Raw genomic sequence first — 19954 nt, forward strand, 5'->3', positions numbered from 1 at the left:
ACTATAACTTATAATTAGATTTATTTATATGAAGGAAAAGGGCAAAGATTATTAAAATTCCTACGCTAATAGCGTTTAAACTAGCTCAAAATAGCTTCATACTTATCTTTTAATAAAGGGGCGATGTTAGGGTTGGAAAATAAGCTGAAATTATACGGCTTTAACAACCTCACCAAAACACTTAGCTTTAACATTTATGATGTGAGCTATGCAAAAAGTGAGCGGGAACAAAAAGACTATATTGATTATATTGATGAGCAATATAATTCCGAGCGATTAACAGACATTTTGTATAAAGTAACCGAGATCATTGGGGCACACGTATTAAATGTTAGTAAACAAGATTACGATCCTCAAGGGGCCAGTGTAACTATTCTTGTTTCAGAAGAGGTTTTTCCGATTGACATGTTAGATGAATCATGTAATCGCGGAGAGACTTTGAAATCATCGGGCGATACAATCGTTGGGCATTTAGATAAAAGTCATGTAACAGTACATTCATACCCTGAATATCACCCAGATAATTCCATCGCCACTTTTCGTGTTGATATTGATGTTGCAACATGCGGTAAAATTTCGCCGTTAAACGCACTTGACTTTCTTATTGGTAGTTTTGACTCCGATATCATCACGATTGACTATCGTGTTCGCGGTTTTACAAGAGATGATAAAGGGAAGAAGTTCTTTATTGATCATAAAATGACATCTATACAAGATTACATCGATAGCGAAACACTTAAAAAGTATGATGCGGTTGATGTAAATGTGTTCCAACATAATATTTTCCATACTAAAATGCTGATTAAAGATATCGATTTGCAAAATTATTTGTTCAATACCGATGTATATGAGTTGCCTCCTAAAGAAAGGCTAACCATTACGAACAATTTACGCAAAGAAATGATTGAAATTTTCAGCGGTTCAAATATATACGAGTGAGAGGTGAAAAAATGAAACATCTTTCACAGGAGAATGCCCCTATTATGGAGGCGCTTAATAGGTATAAATCGATGCGAGTCGTCCCTTTCGATGTTCCAGGCCATAAACGCGGGAGAGGAAATAAAGAATTAGCGGCATTCTTAGGAGAACAATGCCTGTCTGTTGATGTTAATTCGATGAAGCCACTGGATAACCTCTCTCACCCCGTTTCTATTATTAGGGAAGCTGAGGAATTAGCTGCTGAAGCATTCGGAGCAAAACATGCCTTTTTCATGGTCAATGGCACAACTTCTGCTGTTCAAGCGATGGTAATGACCGCTTGCAAAGCTGGTGAGAAAATTATTCTCCCAAGAAATGTGCACAGAAGTGCGATCAACGCATTAGTTTTAAGCGGGGCTATTCCCGTCTATGTAAACCCAGGAGTGAATAATCAACTAGGAATTCCACTCGGGATGTCTGTTATAGATGTAGAAAAGGCGATCAGAGAGAACCCTGATGCAAAAGCGATCCTGATCAACAATCCAACTTATTATGGGATTTGTTCTGATTTAAAAAGGCTAACAGATCTCGCACACAAACATGGAATGCTCGTCCTTGTTGATGAAGCCCATGGTACCCATTTTTATTTTCATCATGATCTTCCAGCCTCTGCTATGTCTGTTGGTGCTGATATGGCTTCTGTTAGCATGCATAAATCGGGCGGATCTTTAACTCAAAGTTCGTTTCTCCTCATTAATAATGAGATTAGCGAAGGATATACCCGTCAAATTATAAATTTAACGCAAACAACGAGCGGATCTTATTTGCTTTTATCCTCTCTCGACATTTCTAGAAAAAACTTAGCTCTTCATGGAAATGAGATTTTTACAAAAGTGGCTGAAATGGCTGAGTACACAAGGAGAGAAATTAATAAGATTGGCGGTTACTATGCATTTTCAAAAGAATTAATAAATGGCGACACGATTTATGACTTTGATATTACTAAGCTTTCTGTCCATACACTCGATATCGGATTAGCAGGTATTGAGGTATACGACCTTCTTCGAGATGAGTATGATATTCAAATTGAATTCGGCGACTTAGGTAATATTTTAGGATATATTTCTGTCGGCGATCGAAAGCTTGATTTGGAGCGGTTAGTTGCTGCATTGGCTGAAATAAAACGGCGTTACTCCAAAGATAAGACTGACTTAATGAATCATGAGTATATCAATCCTGAGGTTGTACTTACACCTCAATCAGCCTTTTACGTGCCAAAAACAACAATCCCTCTCGATGAAAGTGCTGGCCGGATTTGTTCAGAATCAGTCATGTGCTATCCACCAGGGATCCCAATTTTAGCACCAGGTGAAAGAATTACAGAAGAAATCATCAGCTATATTCAGTATGCTAAAGCAAAAGGTTGTTTCTTGACAGGAACAGAAGATAAAGAGGTAAACAATATTAATGTCGTAAAGGAGGAGGAATGATGAACTTTTGGTATACCGAACATCACTCACCTCATGTACGCTTTTCCATGCAAGTAGAGAAGCAAATTTTTACAGGGAAAAGTGAATTTCAAAATATTGATATTTTCGAAACAACTGAGTTTGGAAAAGTGCTAACGTTAGATGGATACGTCATGTTAACGGAAAGAGATGAATTCATCTACCATGAGATGATTACCCATGTGGCGATGGCAACGAATCCAAAGATTAAAAAGGTATTAGTCATTGGAGCTGGAGATGGCGGAACTGTACGAGAGTTAACTAAATATTCAACGATTGAGCAAATCGACATGGTTGAAATCGATGAAATGGTCGTAAATGTTTGTCGGGAATATCTCCCTCAAACTGCTTCAAAACTAGATGACCCGCGAGTGAACCTCTATTTTGAGGATGGACTTAAGTTTGTCCGCGATAAGGAAAATGAATACGATCTTATCATCGTTGATTCAACTGACCCATTTGGTCCAGGAGAAGGCTTATTTACAAAAGAATTTTACGGAAACTGTTTTCATGCACTTACCGACGAGGGAATTCTCGTTAATCAACACGAAAGTCCGTTTTATGCCGAGGATGCTGCTGGCATGATAAAAGCCCATCAACGAATTATCAAATACTTTCCGATTTGTGAGGTATACCAGCTGCATATTCCTACATATCCGTCAGGGCACTGGTTATTTGGATTCGCCTCGAAAAAGTTTGACGCGATTCGTGATTTAGATGCTGATGCCTGGAATCAACTTGGCCTTCAAACGAAGTACTATAACACAGACATACACGTAGGTTCTTTTGCTCTCCCTACCTATGTAAAGGAGCAGTTGGCAGATGTTGAATAAAAATATTGAAACCTTTATTGGCTGTGATAAGGAATATGCCGATTCTAAAATTGTGTTGTTTGGATCACCATTTGATTCTACTACCTCTTTTCGCCCTGGAACAAGGTTTGCCAGCAAGGCGATTCGGGGTGATTCGTTTGGCATCGAAACATACAGCCCTTATCAAGACAAAGATCTTGAAGACATTTCCGTTTTTGATGCAGGTGATTTGGAACTAAGCTTTGGAAATACCCGAAAAGCGTTAGGACAAATTGAAGAATTTGCGGGCCAAATTTTAAAGGACGAGAAAATTCCGTGTATGATTGGCGGCGAGCATTTAGTGACACTAGGTGCGATTCGAGCAGTGGCAAAAAAACATCCTGACTTACACGTTATTCAATTTGATGCCCATGCCGATTTACGTGATGATTATTTAGGAGAATCCCTCTCACACGCGACCGTTATTCATAGAGTATGGGATCTGCTTGGCGATAACCGTATTTTTCAATTTGGTATTCGCTCCGGCGATCGCAGTGAGTTTCAATGGGGGAAAGACCATGTCTTTACGAATAAATTTAACTTCAATGGCTTAGATGAAGTTGTTGAAAGACTAAAGGGAAAACCTGTTTACTTAACGATCGATTTAGATGTTTTGGATCCTTCTCAATTTCCGGGAACAGGCACTCCCGAAGCTGGCGGTGTTAGTTTTACGGAATTATTAAATGCTATTTTAACAGTCAGTGGGTTGAATATTGTTGGCATGGATGTCAATGAACTTTCACCGATTTATGATCAAAGTGGTGTTTCTACAGCGATCGCATGCAAAATTTTGCGCGAATTATTATTAGCTGTTTACTAAAAAATTATTAGGGTGGTGTTTTGTAAAGTGGGAAAAGCTTTAATTATTGGTGCTGGTGGAGTAGGTAGTGTTGTCGTTCATAAGTGTTGTCAAGTTCCTGAAGTATTCGAAGAAATTTGTATTGCAAGTCGGACAATTGAAAAATGTAACGCTTTAAAGGAGAAACTCGACGGCGGACAAACGAAAATTCAAACGGCTCAAGTAGACGCTGATAACGTTGATGATCTTGTTCGTGTCATTAATGAGTTTAAACCAGATATTGTCATTAATGTTGCATTACCTTATCAAGACTTAACCATTATGGACGCATGCTTGGCAACTGGTGTTCACTATCTAGATACAGCAAACTATGAGCCGCTTGATACAGCAAAATTTGAGTATAAATGGCAATGGGCTTATCGTGAGAAGTTCGAAAAAGCCGGTCTAACAGCAGTGCTTGGTTCTGGTTTTGATCCAGGTGTAACTGGCGTTTTCTCGGCGTACGCACAAAAACATTACTTCGATGAAATCAATTATATCGATATTTTAGACTGTAATGGTGGTGACCATGGCTATCCTTTCGCGACAAACTTCAACCCTGAAATAAATATTCGCGAAGTTACGTCCAACGGCAGATATTTTGAAAATGGTGAGTTTGTCGAAACTGAGCCTATGGAAATCAAACGCACTTATGATTTTTCCGAAGTTGGCGAAAAGGATATGTACCTACTCTATCACGAAGAGTTAGAATCCCTCGCTGTGAATATTAAAGGGATCAAGCGCATTCGTTTCTTTATGACATTCTCGGAACGCTATTTAACTCATTTAAAAGTATTAGAGAATGTTGGCATGACTTCCATCGAGCCGATTATGTTTGAAGGAAAAGAAATTGTACCATTGCAATTTTTGAAAGCTGTTCTTCCTGATCCTGCCTCTCTTGGGCCCCGGACAAAAGGAAAAACAAACATCGGTTGTATTTTCCAAGGTGTGAAAGACGGAGAAGAAAAAACGTACTACGTCTACAACATCTGTGACCATGAAGAATGCTATCGTGAAGTTGGTTCCCAAGCTGTTTCGTATACAACAGGAGTCCCAGCTATGATTGGCGCGATGATGGTGCTGACTGGAAAGTGGAAAAAACCTGGTGTCTACAATGTTGAAGAATTCGATCCAGATCCATTTATGGATGCATTGAATAAATACGGATTGCCTTGGCAAGAAGATTTTAATCCTGAGTTGGTTGACTAATGGGAGGAAATGCTAAAGTGAACTTTGATGTGCATTCCCTTCCCTCCCCTTGTTATATAGTTGATGAGGCATTATTGATTAAAAACCTTGAAAAATTGAAATCTGTTATTGATCAGACAGGCTGTAAAATATTATTAGCTCAAAAGGGATTTTCGATGTTTTCGGTGTATCCTTTGATTGGAAAGTATTTAGATGGCGTTACCTCCAGTTCACTTTGGGAGGCGCGCCTTGGGAAAGAAGAAATGGGGAAAGAGGTACATACCTACTCCCCTGCTTTTTCGGAAACCGATTTTGATGAGATTTTGGAGGTTTCCGATCATATTGTCTTTAACTCTTTCCATCAGTTGCGAAAGTTTAAAGATAAGGTGCAAGGTTATCCGAAGAAAGTTGAAATAGGGATCCGCATTAATCCCGAATATTCGGAAGTCGAAACAGCAATCTATGATCCATGTGCTTTAGGTTCAAGATTAGGTGTTCGCTTGGCCAATTTTGAACCCGATCAGCTGGACGACATTGATGGACTCCACTTCCATACAATGTGTGAACAGAATTCGGATGTATTGGAACGTACCGTAAAAGTAGTCGATGAGAAATTCGGGAAGTACTTAAAAGGCATGAAATGGCTTAATTTCGGGGGCGGTCATCATATTACACGCCAAGATTATGATATTGATAAGCTCGTGCAATCGATTATTTACATGCGCGATAAATATGACCTTGAGATTTATTTAGAGCCTGGGGAAGCGATTGCATTGAACACAGGCTATTTGGTTGCTACAGTGCTCGATATCGTTGAAAGTCAAATACCAGCCGCAATCTTAGATACATCTGCCGCTTGTCATATGCCAGATGTGTTGGAAATGCCGTACCGTCCAGGGATTATTAATGCAGGAAACCCAAATGAAAAATCCTATACGTATCGATTGGGTGGGCCTACTTGCCTAGCAGGAGACATTATTGGTGATTACTCCTTTGACGAACCTTTAAAGGCAGGCGACAAGCTCGTATTTACAGATATGGCACACTATACGATGGTGAAAAATAATACGTTTAATGGTGTTAACTTGCCGGCGATTGTATTAAATACTGTGGATGAAGGCGTAAAGGTTGTTAAAGAATTTGGGTATGAGGATTTTAGGAATAGATTGTCGTGAGGATGAAAAGGTTGCCCCCAAATAGACAGATCATACGGGGCTACCTTTTTCAACTATAAGTTTCAAACAAATTTTCACTAATGATCCCAACTACGTTCAGAAGATAAAACGGAAATCCCTAATCTTATTTTAGTTACGGGATACGGGACTGTAGCCAAGACCTAATTGGTTATTATTTTAATCCAGCTCTCCTTTGAATTCTTGAAATATCTTTTTCAGTATTCCAAACACGTTGCGAAAGTGCTTCTATACTATCCAGTTGTTCATCTACTCTTTCGCTTACTGTCACTAGAAGTTCATAGATTTTATTCTGTTCTTCTTTCAATTCCTTGATATTGCCCTTGATTTCCTCTTGCCCTTTTTCAAGGACATTTTGCCCTTCTTTTAGGGAATTAAGCTTTTCTAGTATTTGTTGTAATAGCTTTTCTTCCATTAGAATCAACTCCTAATATTAGTCTAATGTATTTTATATTTCCATACATACACGGTATATCGGTTTTCCCATACTAAAAAACTGAAAGAGTGCCAAAACAATAACAGAAGAACGTATTAATTGGATACTGTTTTCCTATACCAAAAACTGAAAGAGTGCCAAAACTAACTGTTGAATTTACAGCTTATCCATTTAGTTTTCCTATACCAAAAACTGAAAGAGTGCCAAAACCTTGTTGGATATTTGCATTTCGTAAAAAATGTTTTCCTATACCAAAAACTGAAAGAGTGCCAAAACATCGGTTCCTATGAGGACAGTGATTCAGAGTTTTCCTATACCAAAAACTGAAAGAGTGCCAAAACGTCAAATGGGCTGAAGCTATGATCCAGCGTGTTTTCCTATACCAAAAACTGAAAGAGTGCCAAAACGCTGAGATCACTATGTATCACCTCCTTAAAGTTTTCCTATACCAAAAACTGAAAGAGTGCCAAAACTCAAGCACTTGAAGAATTATCGCAACTCAAGTTTTCCTATACCAAAAACTGAAAGAGTGCCAAAACTACCTGCATTAAATAGTCATAATCTCCTGAGTTTTCCTATACCAAAAACTGAAAGAGTGCCAAAACCGCTGACAAAACAACAAAAAGCACGTGCAGTTTTCCTATACCAAAAACTGAAAGAGTGCCAAAACTTCTTATATTGTTTATATTTGTAGGGATATGTTTTCCTATACCAAAAACTGAAAGAGTGCCAAAACTTATGTTAGGATTTCCGTCCGTGTAATAAAGTTTTCCTATACCAAAAACTGAAAGAGTGCCAAAACCATACATCCTTGATAATTCCAATTATAACAGTTTTCCTATACCAAAAACTGAAAGAGTGCCAAAACAAAGCTATACCTTTTACAATGGTGAATAATGTTTTCCTATACCAAAAACTGAAAGAGTGCCAAAACAAGACGGTCAATCATATTCAACTTTAAAGCGTTTTCCTATACCAAAAACTGAAAGAGTGCCAAAACATTATCAAAGAGTCCTGGTTCTTCTTCTTGGTTTTCCTATACCAAAAACTGAAAGAGTGCCAAAACCCTCCGGGTAATTACCCAGAGTCAAAATCGGTTTTCCTATACCAAAAACTGAAAGAGTGCCAAAACTTGTCCCCGGGATTTTCTCCGCTACCTTGGGTTTTCCTATACCAAAAACTGAAAGAGTGCCAAAACTATTAGGAGCAATTGTAGGTTATTTATGGGGTTTTCCTATACCAAAAACTGAAAGAGTGCCAAAACCTCATTTTTATTATAACATAGGCTAAAATGTTTTAGGAATATGAACTCAAGAACTTGCTAATATTCGGCGAAACCTTTGATAAATCAAGGTTTAAATCAATACTTAAGTTTTTGGAGATAACATACAACACTGCAATCACTGATTCTTGATAATTGTGGGTAAAGGCATTTTCTAGAGTTCCATCACCATATTTATCCACATGATCAATAACCATTTGCTGAACCTCCCTATAAATAGCATCTTGGCAATAAAAGGGTAGCTCAGACAGGATTATCTGTTTCATATTCTCCAAAATCGCATTATTGATAATTCTTCCGTTAAATATATAGTTTCTATTTCCTACTTGTGCAATTGAATTTGTTACAATAATAAAACGCGTTCCAACTTCTAATAAATCATGGACCATCCCAATAAAATTAGCCAATTCCTTTTTAGACGCGTATAATTCTGGAAGCTCCACAATAATGATACGCTTCTTATCCATCCCTCTTTCGGCACATAATTGAAGTATTAGTTTTTTATATTCAATCGGGGTCATTAATTGGTTCATCGACTGAAAGGTAAGGTGTTTTTTCAAAAAGTCCAATTCGAAATTCGCTAGATCTAATTTTAAATCAAACCTTTTTAGTTTATGACTAATGAATTGAACTTCTTCAATCAATTCCTCCCAGATAGAAATCAATTCATAATAAGATGGGATCATAGTCAGTTCGTCTGACATTTCGTCGAGTAAGATTTTTAACGGTGATTTAGTATTTATCTTATCCAATTCCAAACTAGCATCGAAGGGTATAAATATACATTCCCAGTCTTGTTTATGAAGTAATTGCGTATCCTCATAAATCTGCACATCAGACTTTTTTTCATTAAAAAAATCATTGATCTTGCGTACCAAAGTAAACCATTTTTGATGGGAGCCTTTCAACACTGTGAGAGGACCAACTTCAATTTCAACCTCACGTCCATTACCTTCAATATGCCAAATGATCATAATATCACCATTGGCTCGTCTGTCATAACTTCTTCTTGAATAGACTTTCCGCCAACAAGAATAAGCATTTTTTCATACTGCTTTTCAGTAACAGCCATTATGCGGATGGATCCTTTAGATGGTAAATTTCTTTTCAGACTTTCAATGTATTGAAATAAACTTGTTCGATTCGGGAATATTTTTGCATAAACAGAAAACTGCAGCATAATGAAACCATTATTAATCAAATATTTTCGAAATCTAGCATAAATTCGTCGTTCCTCTTTTGTATTCATCGGGAGATCAAAAAATAACATTAACCTCATAACTCTATATGGCGATGCCATCTTGTGGGTAAACTAATATATCCAATTCATTTTGGTTCATTGCTTTTATAAATGATTGAATATATAAGTCTATGGCATTTAATACAGTTTGATTTTGACCCCCGATATTGATCTTAGCACTTAAACGACGAATTAAATTTTGTTTCATTTCCCGATTTAAATAATCCGAATCCCCTGCAGTCATATAGACCCACAAATCTATCACCGGTCTGAAAATCTCCATGCAATCATCGACAAGATTAAATGCATTAAATTGATTTCGATGACCAATGCCATATGCCGGATGTAACCCATACGCTACTATTGTTCTAGCAAAACATGCCCTTAACACTATATACCCGTAGTTTAAAGCCGCATTATACGTATCAATAGCCCCCCGCTCTCTACGAAAATCCGTCCCAAATAACTCATTAAAATAGATTTTTGCTGCATGTCCTTCACGATTGCTAGAATCTTCAAATAGAACATTATTTGACAGCGTATTCATTTTTGAAATTACACTCGGATCCTTGTCAAGATACTGAAGTACGGATACCTGGTTTTTTATTTTAATCTGAATAATTTTTTGCCACATCTCTCCCCTTGCATCATCAGACCACTTCATTTGTTGATACAAAACTCCATAAACACGATAGTGGCTATAAAGTCCAATAGAGAAAACATTTGGATGATGGGATTCATCACAAAAGATTAGCAAAATATGATACTCCGCTAACTTATTCATTAATCGCCCAGTAACTACAGTTCTAGTGTTGTCTACAACAATGGTGTGAATGTCTGAAAGAGGAATTAAAATTTCCTGCTCTTCTTTCACAACTTTCAAGTTATCAAGATAGAGTTTCATTTCTTCCGCTTCTGAAATATAAATAATCCTCCAGCTCACTCAATCTTCCTCCCCTACTATTTTTCAGAGAAAAAGAAAAGAACCCCAGTAAAATGGGGTTCTGAGTTCGGGATAAACCCTTGTTTTGACAGGTTCTCCCAGCTTTTGGTATAGGGCAATAGACGTCTCCATTGCCCCTTTAGGATACCCCATCCTACTATAGTTGTAAAGTGTTTTTGAAATTTTCTTTTTCCACTTTATAAGTATTGCCTAAAACATCGACATTATACTTAACTATGTTTTTAAATGTGGATGGGGATAGAAAGCCGTCTTTTCGATCTTGTTTTTTCTTATCTATGAAATCAACCTCTATTTTATTGTCCCTCGGCATCGCATCTCCTCTAAAAATCCTAAAGTAAGAACCTTCTTTCCTTTCAAAAGAAAATAAATCATTCTTATAAAGGCTCATCTGAAACTCAAATGTGTCATCAATCTTCTTATAATCCTTCATTTTTTCCTCATTGTACTTTTCCATGTCTAATACATATTTATTCCCTTGCTGCTTAAACCAATGATAAGGGACGCCCAAATATTTATACTTACCTTCAGCATTCTTATAAAGATCCACCCTAACCCCCTTAATGCTTAGTAAGACCACATCGCTTTTAGCACCTGGATACTTATCCGTGATTTTCATGTGGACACCCAACTTACGATCACGATATCTTAAAGTTTTCACCGGAACTTTTCCATCCTTCATAACATAACCATGATCATTATAATAAGCTTTAAAAGGGTTATCCGCATTTTTATATTCTTTTACAATAAGCTGTATCAATTCGAAAAGTTTTGGATTATGTTCAGCAATAAGAAAGCTATTAGGGCTTTTCTCAAGTCTCTTTAATAATGGTTCAACACCATGTTTATCCAGATTGTAAATATTAGATACCTTCCCAAGATAATACGTGTCTCCATCTTTCTCCCTCGTTCCATAAATCGTCTGATTCGACATAGTCCGATTCACTTTACGATCGACCTTATGAGAATATTTCACCTTAGATTCATAATTCATTAGATTTCGTATAAAAGAGAGGTATTTATGTTTAAAAAACTCATTCTCTTCCAATATTTCTCCAGTCTCTCTATTAACAACAACACCTTCTTCACTCATATCAAACTCTTTAAGGAACTCAAAAATGGGCATACGTCCTATTGCCGCAACAATCAGAGCATCAATAGCATGATGGGCATGACTTTCTTCTCTGTCCTTATTTAATCTAGCCCTTCGTCTAAAAGCTGCAGTAAAGGATCCCCTAATGGATAACACCTTCGTATCAATATTATGACTGTTAAAGAAAGTACGAAGAGACATAGAAAAGCTCCGCATTGCGTACTGTGTATCTACTAGATTTCGATTAATAAATTCTTTTTGTAATTCCTCATTATGAGCAATATCTCGTATTTCAAGCAAGTAATCCTTTTTCTTGTTATTGATTTTCCTACTCTTATATAAGTTCAAAACTTCTACCTTAAACTGGTCAAACGAACGTGATGCTTGTCCAGTTGAAAAATATTGAAAAGGTGTTTTTTGTCCCTTTTTCTGATTTTCTCTGTGATAACAAAGAACTTTATTTGCTTGGCTATCATCAAAGGATAGTGAAACAGGTAATATATGGTCAATTTCAAATTTTGAGGGATCCTGTACAATATCATTAATTGAGATACTTCTACCAGAATAAATGCATTTTCTATCCTGAGACACCCAAAGTTTTAATGCGAGATGTTGTTTGCTATTAAGCCGAAGATCTTTTAATGATTTCACTCCTAAAAGTTTGGCCATTTCTTTTTCATGCTTACCGATCTCTCTTTGAAAATCGGAATATTGTTTTCTTTTTTCCTCACTATTTTTCTCTCGTGCTGTTTCTATTACAATGGCATCCATTTCGCCGTATCTTTTACGCACTTCATTGACTATTTTAATTGCCTCACGATGCGCCCTTTTTGCAACAGTGCTAAGAATAGCATCACCATCAAACATAACTTTTGTTTGAGTCTTCAAGTCAGAAAGGCGTTTTTCCTCTAGTTTTCTTTCCGCAAACAATTCCATTTGATTTTTGTTTGTGTACCATAGATCCTCTAAAATTAGTTCAATTGCTTTTTTTGATAGGGCGTGGTAACCCTTAAAGGAGGTACTTTCCTTAAAAGCATTAACTATTCTATCAATAGTTTCTTGATCATATTCCGAAAACAATGGCTTTAATTGCTCTTCTCGCCTGTAATAAGATTTTTCTGCCGTTAATATTTCAATAATGTCGTCAATTAAATCTATGTCCTCTAGGATGGATGAAGGCAAATCATTTTTGTCTACGATCTTTTTAAGTTCTTTGAATCCTGTAAATTCCGTAAAAATTGGTTTGTCGGTTTTCAAATCAATACGATATCCACTCACATCTGAATCATCCGAAATACCTTTATACTTTAGAATTTGTGTAAGGGTAATATTTTTGCCCTTTTTGATAAAATGATCAATCAAGTAAAGTTTGTCTTCATAAGTGAGATATTCACCATTGATCAATAATTTGTTTAAATCGCCACTTAAAAGATTATATAAGTCGGCTGTATATGACATTTTTGCAATGCGAAGATGGTCAGGAAAATATGTACATATTCCACGCATCTTGTTAATCATGGATGTATAGGCTAATTTCCCGTCTTTATCTAAATAATACTGCCCATAGGGGGTTGGTGACTTTTCAGATCCAGGACCATCGAAATATTCACGTTTTGATTTTAAGATATTGATAAAATCCTCAATAAATTCATCCGTAATTTCCGAATATCTTTGTTGTTGTCTTATCAATATCGCACGTGCTTCTTTCACATAGTCCTCTGTGCGAAACCTATTTTCATGATTTCTAATTTTTTCATGACCATTTGAAAGACGTTCCAATTGGACTTCACAGATATAACGGTTTTCTAGAAATTTCCTATTCCTTGATAATTGTTCTTTAGTCGATAGTTCATTGCCGCTCGATTTTTCATCTTCGGGTGAGTCAAGCGTTGTTCCTCTTCTTTTTACTAAGTGGTATAACCCTGCAACTAATTCTTCTTTAGATACCTCTCCAAAAATAGCGTTATACCTAGCTTGGTATGGATCCATTTTCCCAATTGATTCAGAAGGTAATCCATTGTACTCGAAAAGACTTTTTGCTCTTTCCAAACGGTGTGTCCTCCGCCTCTTCAATCTGCGCGAACTACGAAAACTTCGCCGATCCTCATTAGCATTACGTGCAGCCTCTTCAAACAGTCTTACCCCAGCGTCAATGACATCTCCACTGTCTTGGTCAATGATCCCCCATCCGACGGAAGAAACACCAATATCAAGCCCCAACACCCTTCTCAATTTTTCCACACTCCCCTAAGAAATATCTCTTTAGGACTATAATACCAAATATCCTTTGATAGATATATCTGATTTTTCATTCAATCAATATTTCATCACCTTTTCTCCTACACCTTTTAATATCCAAATGGATATATCCTGTTTATTCATTCGACATATTTCGGGGCGTGCCAGGCACGTCTTTAACAGCTTCCCTACATCCCTCCACATACCTTTCCGATTTTGGGGAATGCTATCATTACTTTCATTATAGGAGGGTAATAATTAGTGAGTTCCCATGAGCATATCAAATTAACTACAAGTGAATTGGCTACGTTTTATATGGCTTATTCTAACGATTCGATGTCTATTTGTGTTTTAAGCTATTTCTTGGAACATGTGGAGGATCCTGACATTAAGTCATGTGTTGAATATGCGTTAGATTTATCGAAGATGCACATCGATTTAGACAGAGAGTTATTTAGAGGCGAAGGTCTCCCAATACCAATGGGTTTCACAGATCAGGATGTTTATACTAAAGCACCTCGACTCTTTAGTGATGAAGTCATTCTTCATTATGTCCAAAATATTGGAATAATGGGAATGGGCGCATATAGCCACGCCTTGACCGTTTCAGCTCGTAATGATGTCCGCGAACATTTTACTGCTTGTCTCCGATCATCTGCCGAGTTATTTAATCGTGCAACAAATGTTTCAATTCAAAAAGGATTATATATCCGTCCTCCACAGATTCCTTATCCTACTCAAATAGAATTTGTCAATAAGGATCACTTTTTGGCTGGATGGATTGGCGATCAGCGCCCTTTAACAAGCGCGGAGATTTCATTCTTATTTATGAATCTTTATCGAAATACACTCGGTGGAGCGCTAGCGACGGGATTTTCCCAAATAGCGCAAACAAAAGAAGTTCGCAAATTTAGCGTTAGATGTTCTGAAATTGCCAAACATCATAGCTCTGTGTTTGGCAAATTTCTCTCTGAATGTAATTTACCGACACCAGTTTCATCAAATTTAACTGTTACAACCGCAAAGGATCCAGTATTTTCCGATAAATTAATCATGTTTCATCTATCAGCCTTAATGGATGCTGGCATGGTCTTTTATGGGCAAAGTTTGGCAGGAAGTCCAAGAAGGGATTTAGGCACTGCTTATAGCCGTTTAATGATTGAAGTTGGGGAACTAGTACAAGATGGGACAAATATTATGATTGCACATAGTTGGATGGAGAAACCTCCCTCCGCTCCTAATCGAAAAGATTTAGCGAAAGGCTAAGCGAGTGTGAACCCTAAAGAAAAACTTTTTTGGAGTATCGCCTTCCCTGGCTTTGGGCAATTTTTAAACGGCAAATTTTTAAAAGGTATTGTCTTACTTGCTTTGGAAATCATTATTAATAATCGCTCCAAATTTAATGAAATTATTATATTGAGTTTTCATGGAAAAATTGAAGAAGCGATTAATCGCGTTGATTATCAATGGTTAATGTTCTATCCGTGTATCTATTTTTTCGCAATTTGGGACGCCTATCGAGATGCGGGAGGTGGGAAAGATCCCTATTCCTTTTTACCCTTCGTTTTTTGTGCCTATTTTGTAACGGTAGGAACCATTTTTTCTTCAAGTTTTTCTATTTTCGGAATTCTACCAGGGCCAATTTGGCTACCTATGATATGTGTAATTCCAGGAATTTTTAGTGGGAATATAATAAAACACCTCCTCGTAAAAAGGCAGTATGTGAAAAAAGGCAATTAAAAGTTATACATCTTTTAATTGCCCATTTTATTTAGAAAACGAATCATAACTAATTTTTAGATTTCCTCCTTTTTTGAATAAAAAAATATATAAGTTGACTAACAATCACAATTGGATAAAGAACAAAGATCACTTTTTCTGCAGGCACCATAAACGAAAAAGGAAGAATATTCCCCCAAATGGATGCTTTCAAGCCAATCCCCAAGATTAGATCTACACCAACGGAAAGCAATAATAGCGTAATAGTAATTAAAAAAATAATCCCGATTATTTTCAATAATATCACTTCCTAATTTTTTTGCTCATCTATCAGTAGATCTGCCGCTTTTTGTATAAAAGTGACCCATTGTGGATAAACCAAACATTATGAACTCCTTATCGCTAGTCAAGGGGAGGATGAGTCGATGGAAAAAGCAAAAATTAGTTCTTATCAATTGTTTGTTTTAATCATTTTGTTTGAACTTGGTAGTGCCTTGTTACTCCCCCTAGGTGTAGATGCTAGACAGGATGCCTGGCTAGCTATATTACTAGGAATGGTTGGTGGATCTTTTATTTTTTTATTGCATTCCCAACTTTTTCACTATTATCCTGATATGCTTCCTACTACATATATGCAAAAAATAATCGGTAAGTTTTTCGGAAGAATTATTGCCTTTTTATATATAGTCTATTTTTTATATCTTGCCTCAAGGATCTTACGGGAATTCGGGGAAATGCTGGCAATCACTGGTTATCCTGAAACACCGCTAATCTTCAATCACTTGCTCATGCTTCTAGTCATTATCTATGCTGCACGAAAGGGAATAGAGGTAATTGCTAGGACTGGAGAATTACTATTTGTTTTCATCTACATCCTCGCAATCGGTGGATTTATTTTAATTATTATGTCTGGCTTAATCGACCTGAAGAATCTAAAACCATTCTTAGAAGATGGATTTAAAAATGTAGCAAAGGTTGCCTTTTCTCAAGTAGTGTTTTTCCCCTTTGGTGAAATCATTGCATTTTCTATGATCTTTCCTTATTTAAATAATCCAAAGAAATTGCGGATAACAGGATTATTAGGCTTATGGCTAGCTGGAGCCAATTTGGCAATTAGTATGGGTATTAGTATTAGTGTTTTAGGTATTGATAAAGTTATACGATCTTATTTCCCGTTATTAGGTACGATCCAATCCATTCAAATTGCTCAATTCCTTGAGAGGCTAGATATCTTCTTTATGTTAAGTTTAGTCATTCTTGGTTTCTTTAAAATTTGCATTTTATTTTATGCCGCAATGGTTGGAACAGCCGATTTGTTTAAAATTGATCGACCTGGTCATTTAGCTTTTCCAATTGGGTTTATTGTCTTATTTTTTTCAATCGCGCTTGCGCAAAATATAGTAGAGCATATGAAGGAAGGATTACAAATCGTCCCCTTATTTATCCAATTACCTTTTCAAGTAATCTTCCCTTTACTATTATTTATTATTGCTTTTTACAAAAATAAAAAGAAAAGGAATAAAAAGCAGAGAAAAAATATGTAACCCATGTTCATTCTTATCTTTCTAATAAAGGCAAACGATTGTTCATCGTTTGCCTTTTACCAATATTACTTATTATTTTCCTGCAATTGGAGCCAGAATGGGTTGCCACGTAATCCTGTTCTGACGACATCCGCATTCACAACAACTTTTATATCTAGTTCCGGAAAGTAATCGTTATTCCAATTTTTTTTCACTTTTTTCCATTCTTCAGGATGTGAATAATGCAACTCCGAACCTAATCCAAATATATCCGTTTTCTTTTCTTGCGCATCTTCTATTACATTGTTGATTATCTGTTCAACTTTATTTTCCACTTTCTTTTCAATCTTATTCACAACCTCTTGCTCTGTAATATCGAGAGGAATCTCTACCTCTCCTATGCTTCCTCTAAAGTTTACTTTTATGATGAATTGAGGTTGCCCATTCACCATTTCTAACTTTATCTTTGACTGAGATTTATCAACCTGGAAGGATATTACGCTATTCTCTTCCTCCCAATCAATTTCAATATTTGTTGCGTTAATTTTATCTAATACCCACAAAGCACCTTTAGCCTTATCACCTTGCAACCAACTTATCATTTTCCCTTCTTTAAAAATTGCCAATCCGTTTGCAACAATGATTGTTTTTGGTATAGAACTTTGAATATTTCCCGATTCCTTACCTTCCTGCGCTGAACCATCTATTTTAAATACAGGCAGCATCAATTCTTTTCCGGGATTGATCAGCGTACTAATAGCTTCCTGAAGATTCACTTCCATTTGCTCGCCCCATCGCTCTTCAGAAGCTTCCATCGTCTTTACAATTTTCTCGGCGGGTATTTTGTCTATTGGGGTTAAGACTTTTAATAAATCTTCTGCACTGCCCTCGTGTGCGAGAACAATCTTAGATGTATCTCGAAATTCCACATCCCGATCCAACGCATCCATAATACGAAGAATTCCTTCTTCTTCAGCTAATTCTGAACCAATTACAACTAAACTTGCATGAGAGTAATAGACGCTTCTAGAAAGCTTATTTGAAATACGCCGGCTGACATCAACTAAAGAATCACCTTCTGTTGTATAAACTTGAACAGATGTTCCTTCACCAGCATTTCCTCCTTGTAGCCCACCTGCAGTATTTACTGGGTTAAAGATTTGAAAGGTACCTTTAAATTCCTTATTCTCCCCTTTATCAATCCCTATAGCAGCTACAATTGCCAAGTCAATTAATTCCTTTTTGCTCCAACACGAAGAAAGCAAAACAGATGAGACAAATAATAATAGGCAAAAAACCATAACGTTCCATTTCATTAGGAATTACCACCTTGCGAATTCTTTTTGTAAATCCTTCTTGGTTTTGGTGGCTTAGGTTCTGGTTGTTCTTCCCCGCTAAGGTCTCTTTGCTTAATCAAATTGGCTCGTCTTCTAGTAATCCATAGTGGAGTCCGAATAAACGTGTCCTGTAAATTACTTGGAGATACAGGCGCTAATGGAGTCATATACGGTACACCAAATGAGCGTAGACTACATAAATGGAGAGTTAAGAAAATAATTCCTAATATAACCCCATAGAAACCGATAACTGCAGCTAATACCATAAATAAAAAGCGAATCAAGCGCGCAGAAATAGCCATAGCAAAAGACGGAGAAGCAAAATTGGCAATAGCTGTAATGGAAACGATAATAACCATAGCGGGAGAAACAATCCCTGCTTGAACAGCTGCTTGGCCAATTACTAATGCACCTACGATAGAAATAGCATTCCCGACAGGTCTAGGCATACGTATACCTGCTTCCCTAAGAATTTCAAAAGTGATTTCCATCATTAAGGCCTCTATAAACGCTGGAAAAGGGACATTTTCTCGTTGTGCAGCAATGACAATTAACAGTTGAGTCGGAATCATCTCTTGATGAAAGGTTGTCGCTGCAATATAAACTGAAGGAGTAATAACTGATAAAAGAAATGTTAAAATTCGCAAGAACCGTACAGCAGTGGCAATATCAAAGCGAGAATAATAATCATCAACAGCCTGAAAAAATTGGATAAACACAGCTGGGACTAATAATACATATGGTGTACCATCAACAAAAATGGCAATTCTTCCTTCAAGTATATTCGCAGCAACTGTATCAGGACGCTCTGTATGATACATCGTCGGAAAAGACGTGTATGTCTGATCTTCTATCAAATGCTCTATATAACCCGACTCTAAAATTTCACTAATGTTAATTTTTTTTAGTCTCCGTCGAACTTCCTCAACAACTTTTTCATTTGCAATCCCATTTAAAAACATAATAGATACATCTGTCTGCGTTTGTTTTCCAATTTGCATAGATTCGATCCATAAGTTTGGATTTTTAATTCTTCGCCGAACTAAAGTTATATTCGTTTGAATGGATTCTACGAAACCGTCCCGTGGTCCACGAACTGTAACCTGATTATTCGGCTCTTCTATAGACCTTGTTTCTCCGCCTCTTGTACCGGCGATGATTATTTCGCTTACTCCATCAACAAGAATAATGGTATCTCCGCCCATTAAGGACAAAAATAGATCTTCCCACTTATCTGTGATTTTGATATTTCCAAGGGTAATTCCATTTTTCCTCAGACTTTCAATAGTACTTTTTGGGTTTTCGAATACAGGAATCTTCCCTTTTATAATCGATTCTGTTATAAACTCGTTGACAGTTTGAATATCGACAAGCCCCTCAATATAAACAATAGCTAAGGGTATACCTGGACTTTCGCCAATTACATGGTGCCGAATAATAATATCAGTGCTGTTTCCTGTCCTACTTTTTATGTATTCTAGATTAGCGATAAGTGACGTATCTAGAATGCCATCCATCTCTATCTTAGGTTGGTTTAATTTATTGAAACTTTTTTTCAAACGCTTAAAAAAAGAGGGCATGAAATAGGTTACCTTTCTTTACTTTTATTCCTTCTTTTTTCCATACTTA

General features: G+C 36.7%; 17 protein-coding genes and 1 CRISPR repeat array. Of the genes, 9 read left to right on the forward strand and 8 right to left on the reverse strand.

Going from position 1 to position 19954, the window contains the following annotated elements:
- Nucleotides 1–123: 123 nt before the first annotated feature.
- From speD to nspC, 6 genes are read left to right on the forward strand one after another with little or no spacing between them, the layout of a single operon-like run.
- The gene (speD, locus tag BN1243_RS11845; RefSeq protein WP_062107064.1) at nt 124–939 is read left to right on the forward strand and encodes an adenosylmethionine decarboxylase; all 816 of its coding nucleotides are present in this window, start codon (nt 124–126) and stop codon (nt 937–939) included.
- Between the two features lie 11 nt (nt 940–950).
- A complete protein-coding gene (locus tag BN1243_RS11850; protein ID WP_062107066.1) occupies nt 951–2408 on the forward strand; it encodes an aminotransferase class I/II-fold pyridoxal phosphate-dependent enzyme in 1458 nt (485 codons plus the stop codon).
- The gene (gene speE / locus BN1243_RS11855) at nt 2408–3259 is read left to right on the forward strand and encodes a polyamine aminopropyltransferase (protein WP_062107068.1); all 852 of its coding nucleotides are present in this window, start codon (nt 2408–2410) and stop codon (nt 3257–3259) included. Before BN1243_RS11850 ends, speE begins: the two co-directional genes overlap by 1 nt.
- Complete coding sequence (speB, locus tag BN1243_RS11860; protein ID WP_230200186.1) at nt 3249–4097, forward strand: agmatinase; 849 nt, start codon at nt 3249–3251, stop codon at nt 4095–4097. The genes speE and speB overlap by 11 nt, the downstream gene beginning before the upstream one ends.
- A 27-nt stretch (nt 4098–4124) precedes the next feature.
- Nucleotides 4125–5324, forward strand: a complete 1200-nt coding sequence (locus tag BN1243_RS11865; protein ID WP_062107069.1) for a saccharopine dehydrogenase family protein — start codon at nt 4125–4127, stop codon at nt 5322–5324.
- Complete coding sequence (gene nspC, locus BN1243_RS11870) at nt 5324–6478, forward strand: carboxynorspermidine decarboxylase (protein ID WP_062107070.1); 1155 nt, start codon at nt 5324–5326, stop codon at nt 6476–6478. Before BN1243_RS11865 ends, nspC begins: the two co-directional genes overlap by 1 nt.
- Before the next feature lie 172 nt (nt 6479–6650).
- Here the strand turns inward: nspC and BN1243_RS11875 are convergent, their stop codons facing one another.
- The 5 genes from BN1243_RS11875 to cas9 all read right to left on the reverse strand — a co-directional run bounded on the left by BN1243_RS11875 (nt 6651) and on the right by cas9 (nt 13731).
- Entirely contained in the window at nt 6651–6911 is a 261-nt protein-coding gene (locus BN1243_RS11875) for a hypothetical protein (protein WP_062107072.1), read from the reverse strand.
- Between the two features lie 129 nt (nt 6912–7040).
- Nucleotides 7041–8196: a CRISPR direct-repeat array (repeat unit 36 nt; unit sequence GTTTTCCTATACCAAAAACTGAAAGAGTGCCAAAAC).
- A gap of 32 nt (nt 8197–8228) precedes the next feature.
- Nucleotides 8229–9188, reverse strand: a complete 960-nt coding sequence (locus tag BN1243_RS11880; protein WP_062107074.1) for a hypothetical protein — start codon at nt 9186–9188, stop codon at nt 8229–8231.
- On the reverse strand, nt 9185–9493 hold the full coding sequence (gene cas2, locus BN1243_RS11885) for a CRISPR-associated endonuclease Cas2 (RefSeq protein WP_062107076.1): 309 nt from the start codon (nt 9491–9493) through the stop codon (nt 9185–9187). Before cas2 ends, BN1243_RS11880 begins: the two co-directional genes overlap by 4 nt.
- A 4-nt stretch (nt 9494–9497) precedes the next feature.
- On the reverse strand, nt 9498–10397 hold the full coding sequence (gene cas1 / locus BN1243_RS11890) for a type II CRISPR-associated endonuclease Cas1 (RefSeq protein ID WP_062107079.1): 900 nt from the start codon (nt 10395–10397) through the stop codon (nt 9498–9500).
- Between the two features lie 157 nt (nt 10398–10554).
- Nucleotides 10555–13731 (reverse strand): type II CRISPR RNA-guided endonuclease Cas9, encoded by a 3177-nt coding sequence (cas9, locus tag BN1243_RS11895; protein ID WP_230200319.1) that lies wholly within the window; start codon nt 13729–13731, stop codon nt 10555–10557.
- 276 nt (nt 13732–14007) lie between these two features.
- On the opposite strand from cas9, the gene BN1243_RS11900 reads away from it, so the two are divergent.
- Both BN1243_RS11900 and BN1243_RS11905 read left to right on the forward strand, forming a co-directional pair.
- Nucleotides 14008–15012, forward strand: a complete 1005-nt coding sequence (locus tag BN1243_RS11900; protein WP_084781894.1) for a DUF3231 family protein — start codon at nt 14008–14010, stop codon at nt 15010–15012.
- Nucleotides 15013–15018: 6 nt separating this feature from the next.
- Nucleotides 15019–15486 (forward strand): hypothetical protein, encoded by a 468-nt coding sequence (locus BN1243_RS11905; protein WP_062107083.1) that lies wholly within the window; start codon nt 15019–15021, stop codon nt 15484–15486.
- A 49-nt stretch (nt 15487–15535) separates the two neighbouring features.
- Here the strand turns inward: BN1243_RS11905 and BN1243_RS11910 are convergent, their stop codons facing one another.
- Nucleotides 15536–15763: a YczF family membrane protein gene (locus BN1243_RS11910; protein WP_062107085.1), complete on the reverse strand. Its 228-nt coding sequence runs from the start codon at nt 15761–15763 to the stop codon at nt 15536–15538.
- A 127-nt stretch (nt 15764–15890) separates the two neighbouring features.
- Between BN1243_RS11910 and BN1243_RS11915 the strand changes: the two genes are divergently transcribed.
- Nucleotides 15891–17009, forward strand: a complete 1119-nt coding sequence (locus BN1243_RS11915) for a GerAB/ArcD/ProY family transporter (protein WP_062107087.1) — start codon at nt 15891–15893, stop codon at nt 17007–17009.
- A gap of 65 nt (nt 17010–17074) precedes the next feature.
- Here BN1243_RS11915 and BN1243_RS11920 read toward each other — a convergent pair whose 3' ends face one another.
- Both BN1243_RS11920 and BN1243_RS11925 read right to left on the reverse strand, forming a co-directional pair.
- Nucleotides 17075–18304: a Ger(x)C family spore germination protein gene (locus BN1243_RS11920; RefSeq protein WP_062107089.1), complete on the reverse strand. Its 1230-nt coding sequence runs from the start codon at nt 18302–18304 to the stop codon at nt 17075–17077.
- Nucleotides 18304–19905: a spore germination protein gene (locus BN1243_RS11925; protein WP_062107091.1), complete on the reverse strand. Its 1602-nt coding sequence runs from the start codon at nt 19903–19905 to the stop codon at nt 18304–18306. The genes BN1243_RS11920 and BN1243_RS11925 overlap by 1 nt, the downstream gene beginning before the upstream one ends.
- Nucleotides 19906–19954: the final 49 nt, after the last annotated feature.

It is taken from the genome of Bacillus niameyensis, assembly GCF_001375535.1.
Lineage (GTDB): Bacteria > Bacillota > Bacilli > Bacillales > Bacillaceae_C > Lederbergia > Lederbergia niameyensis.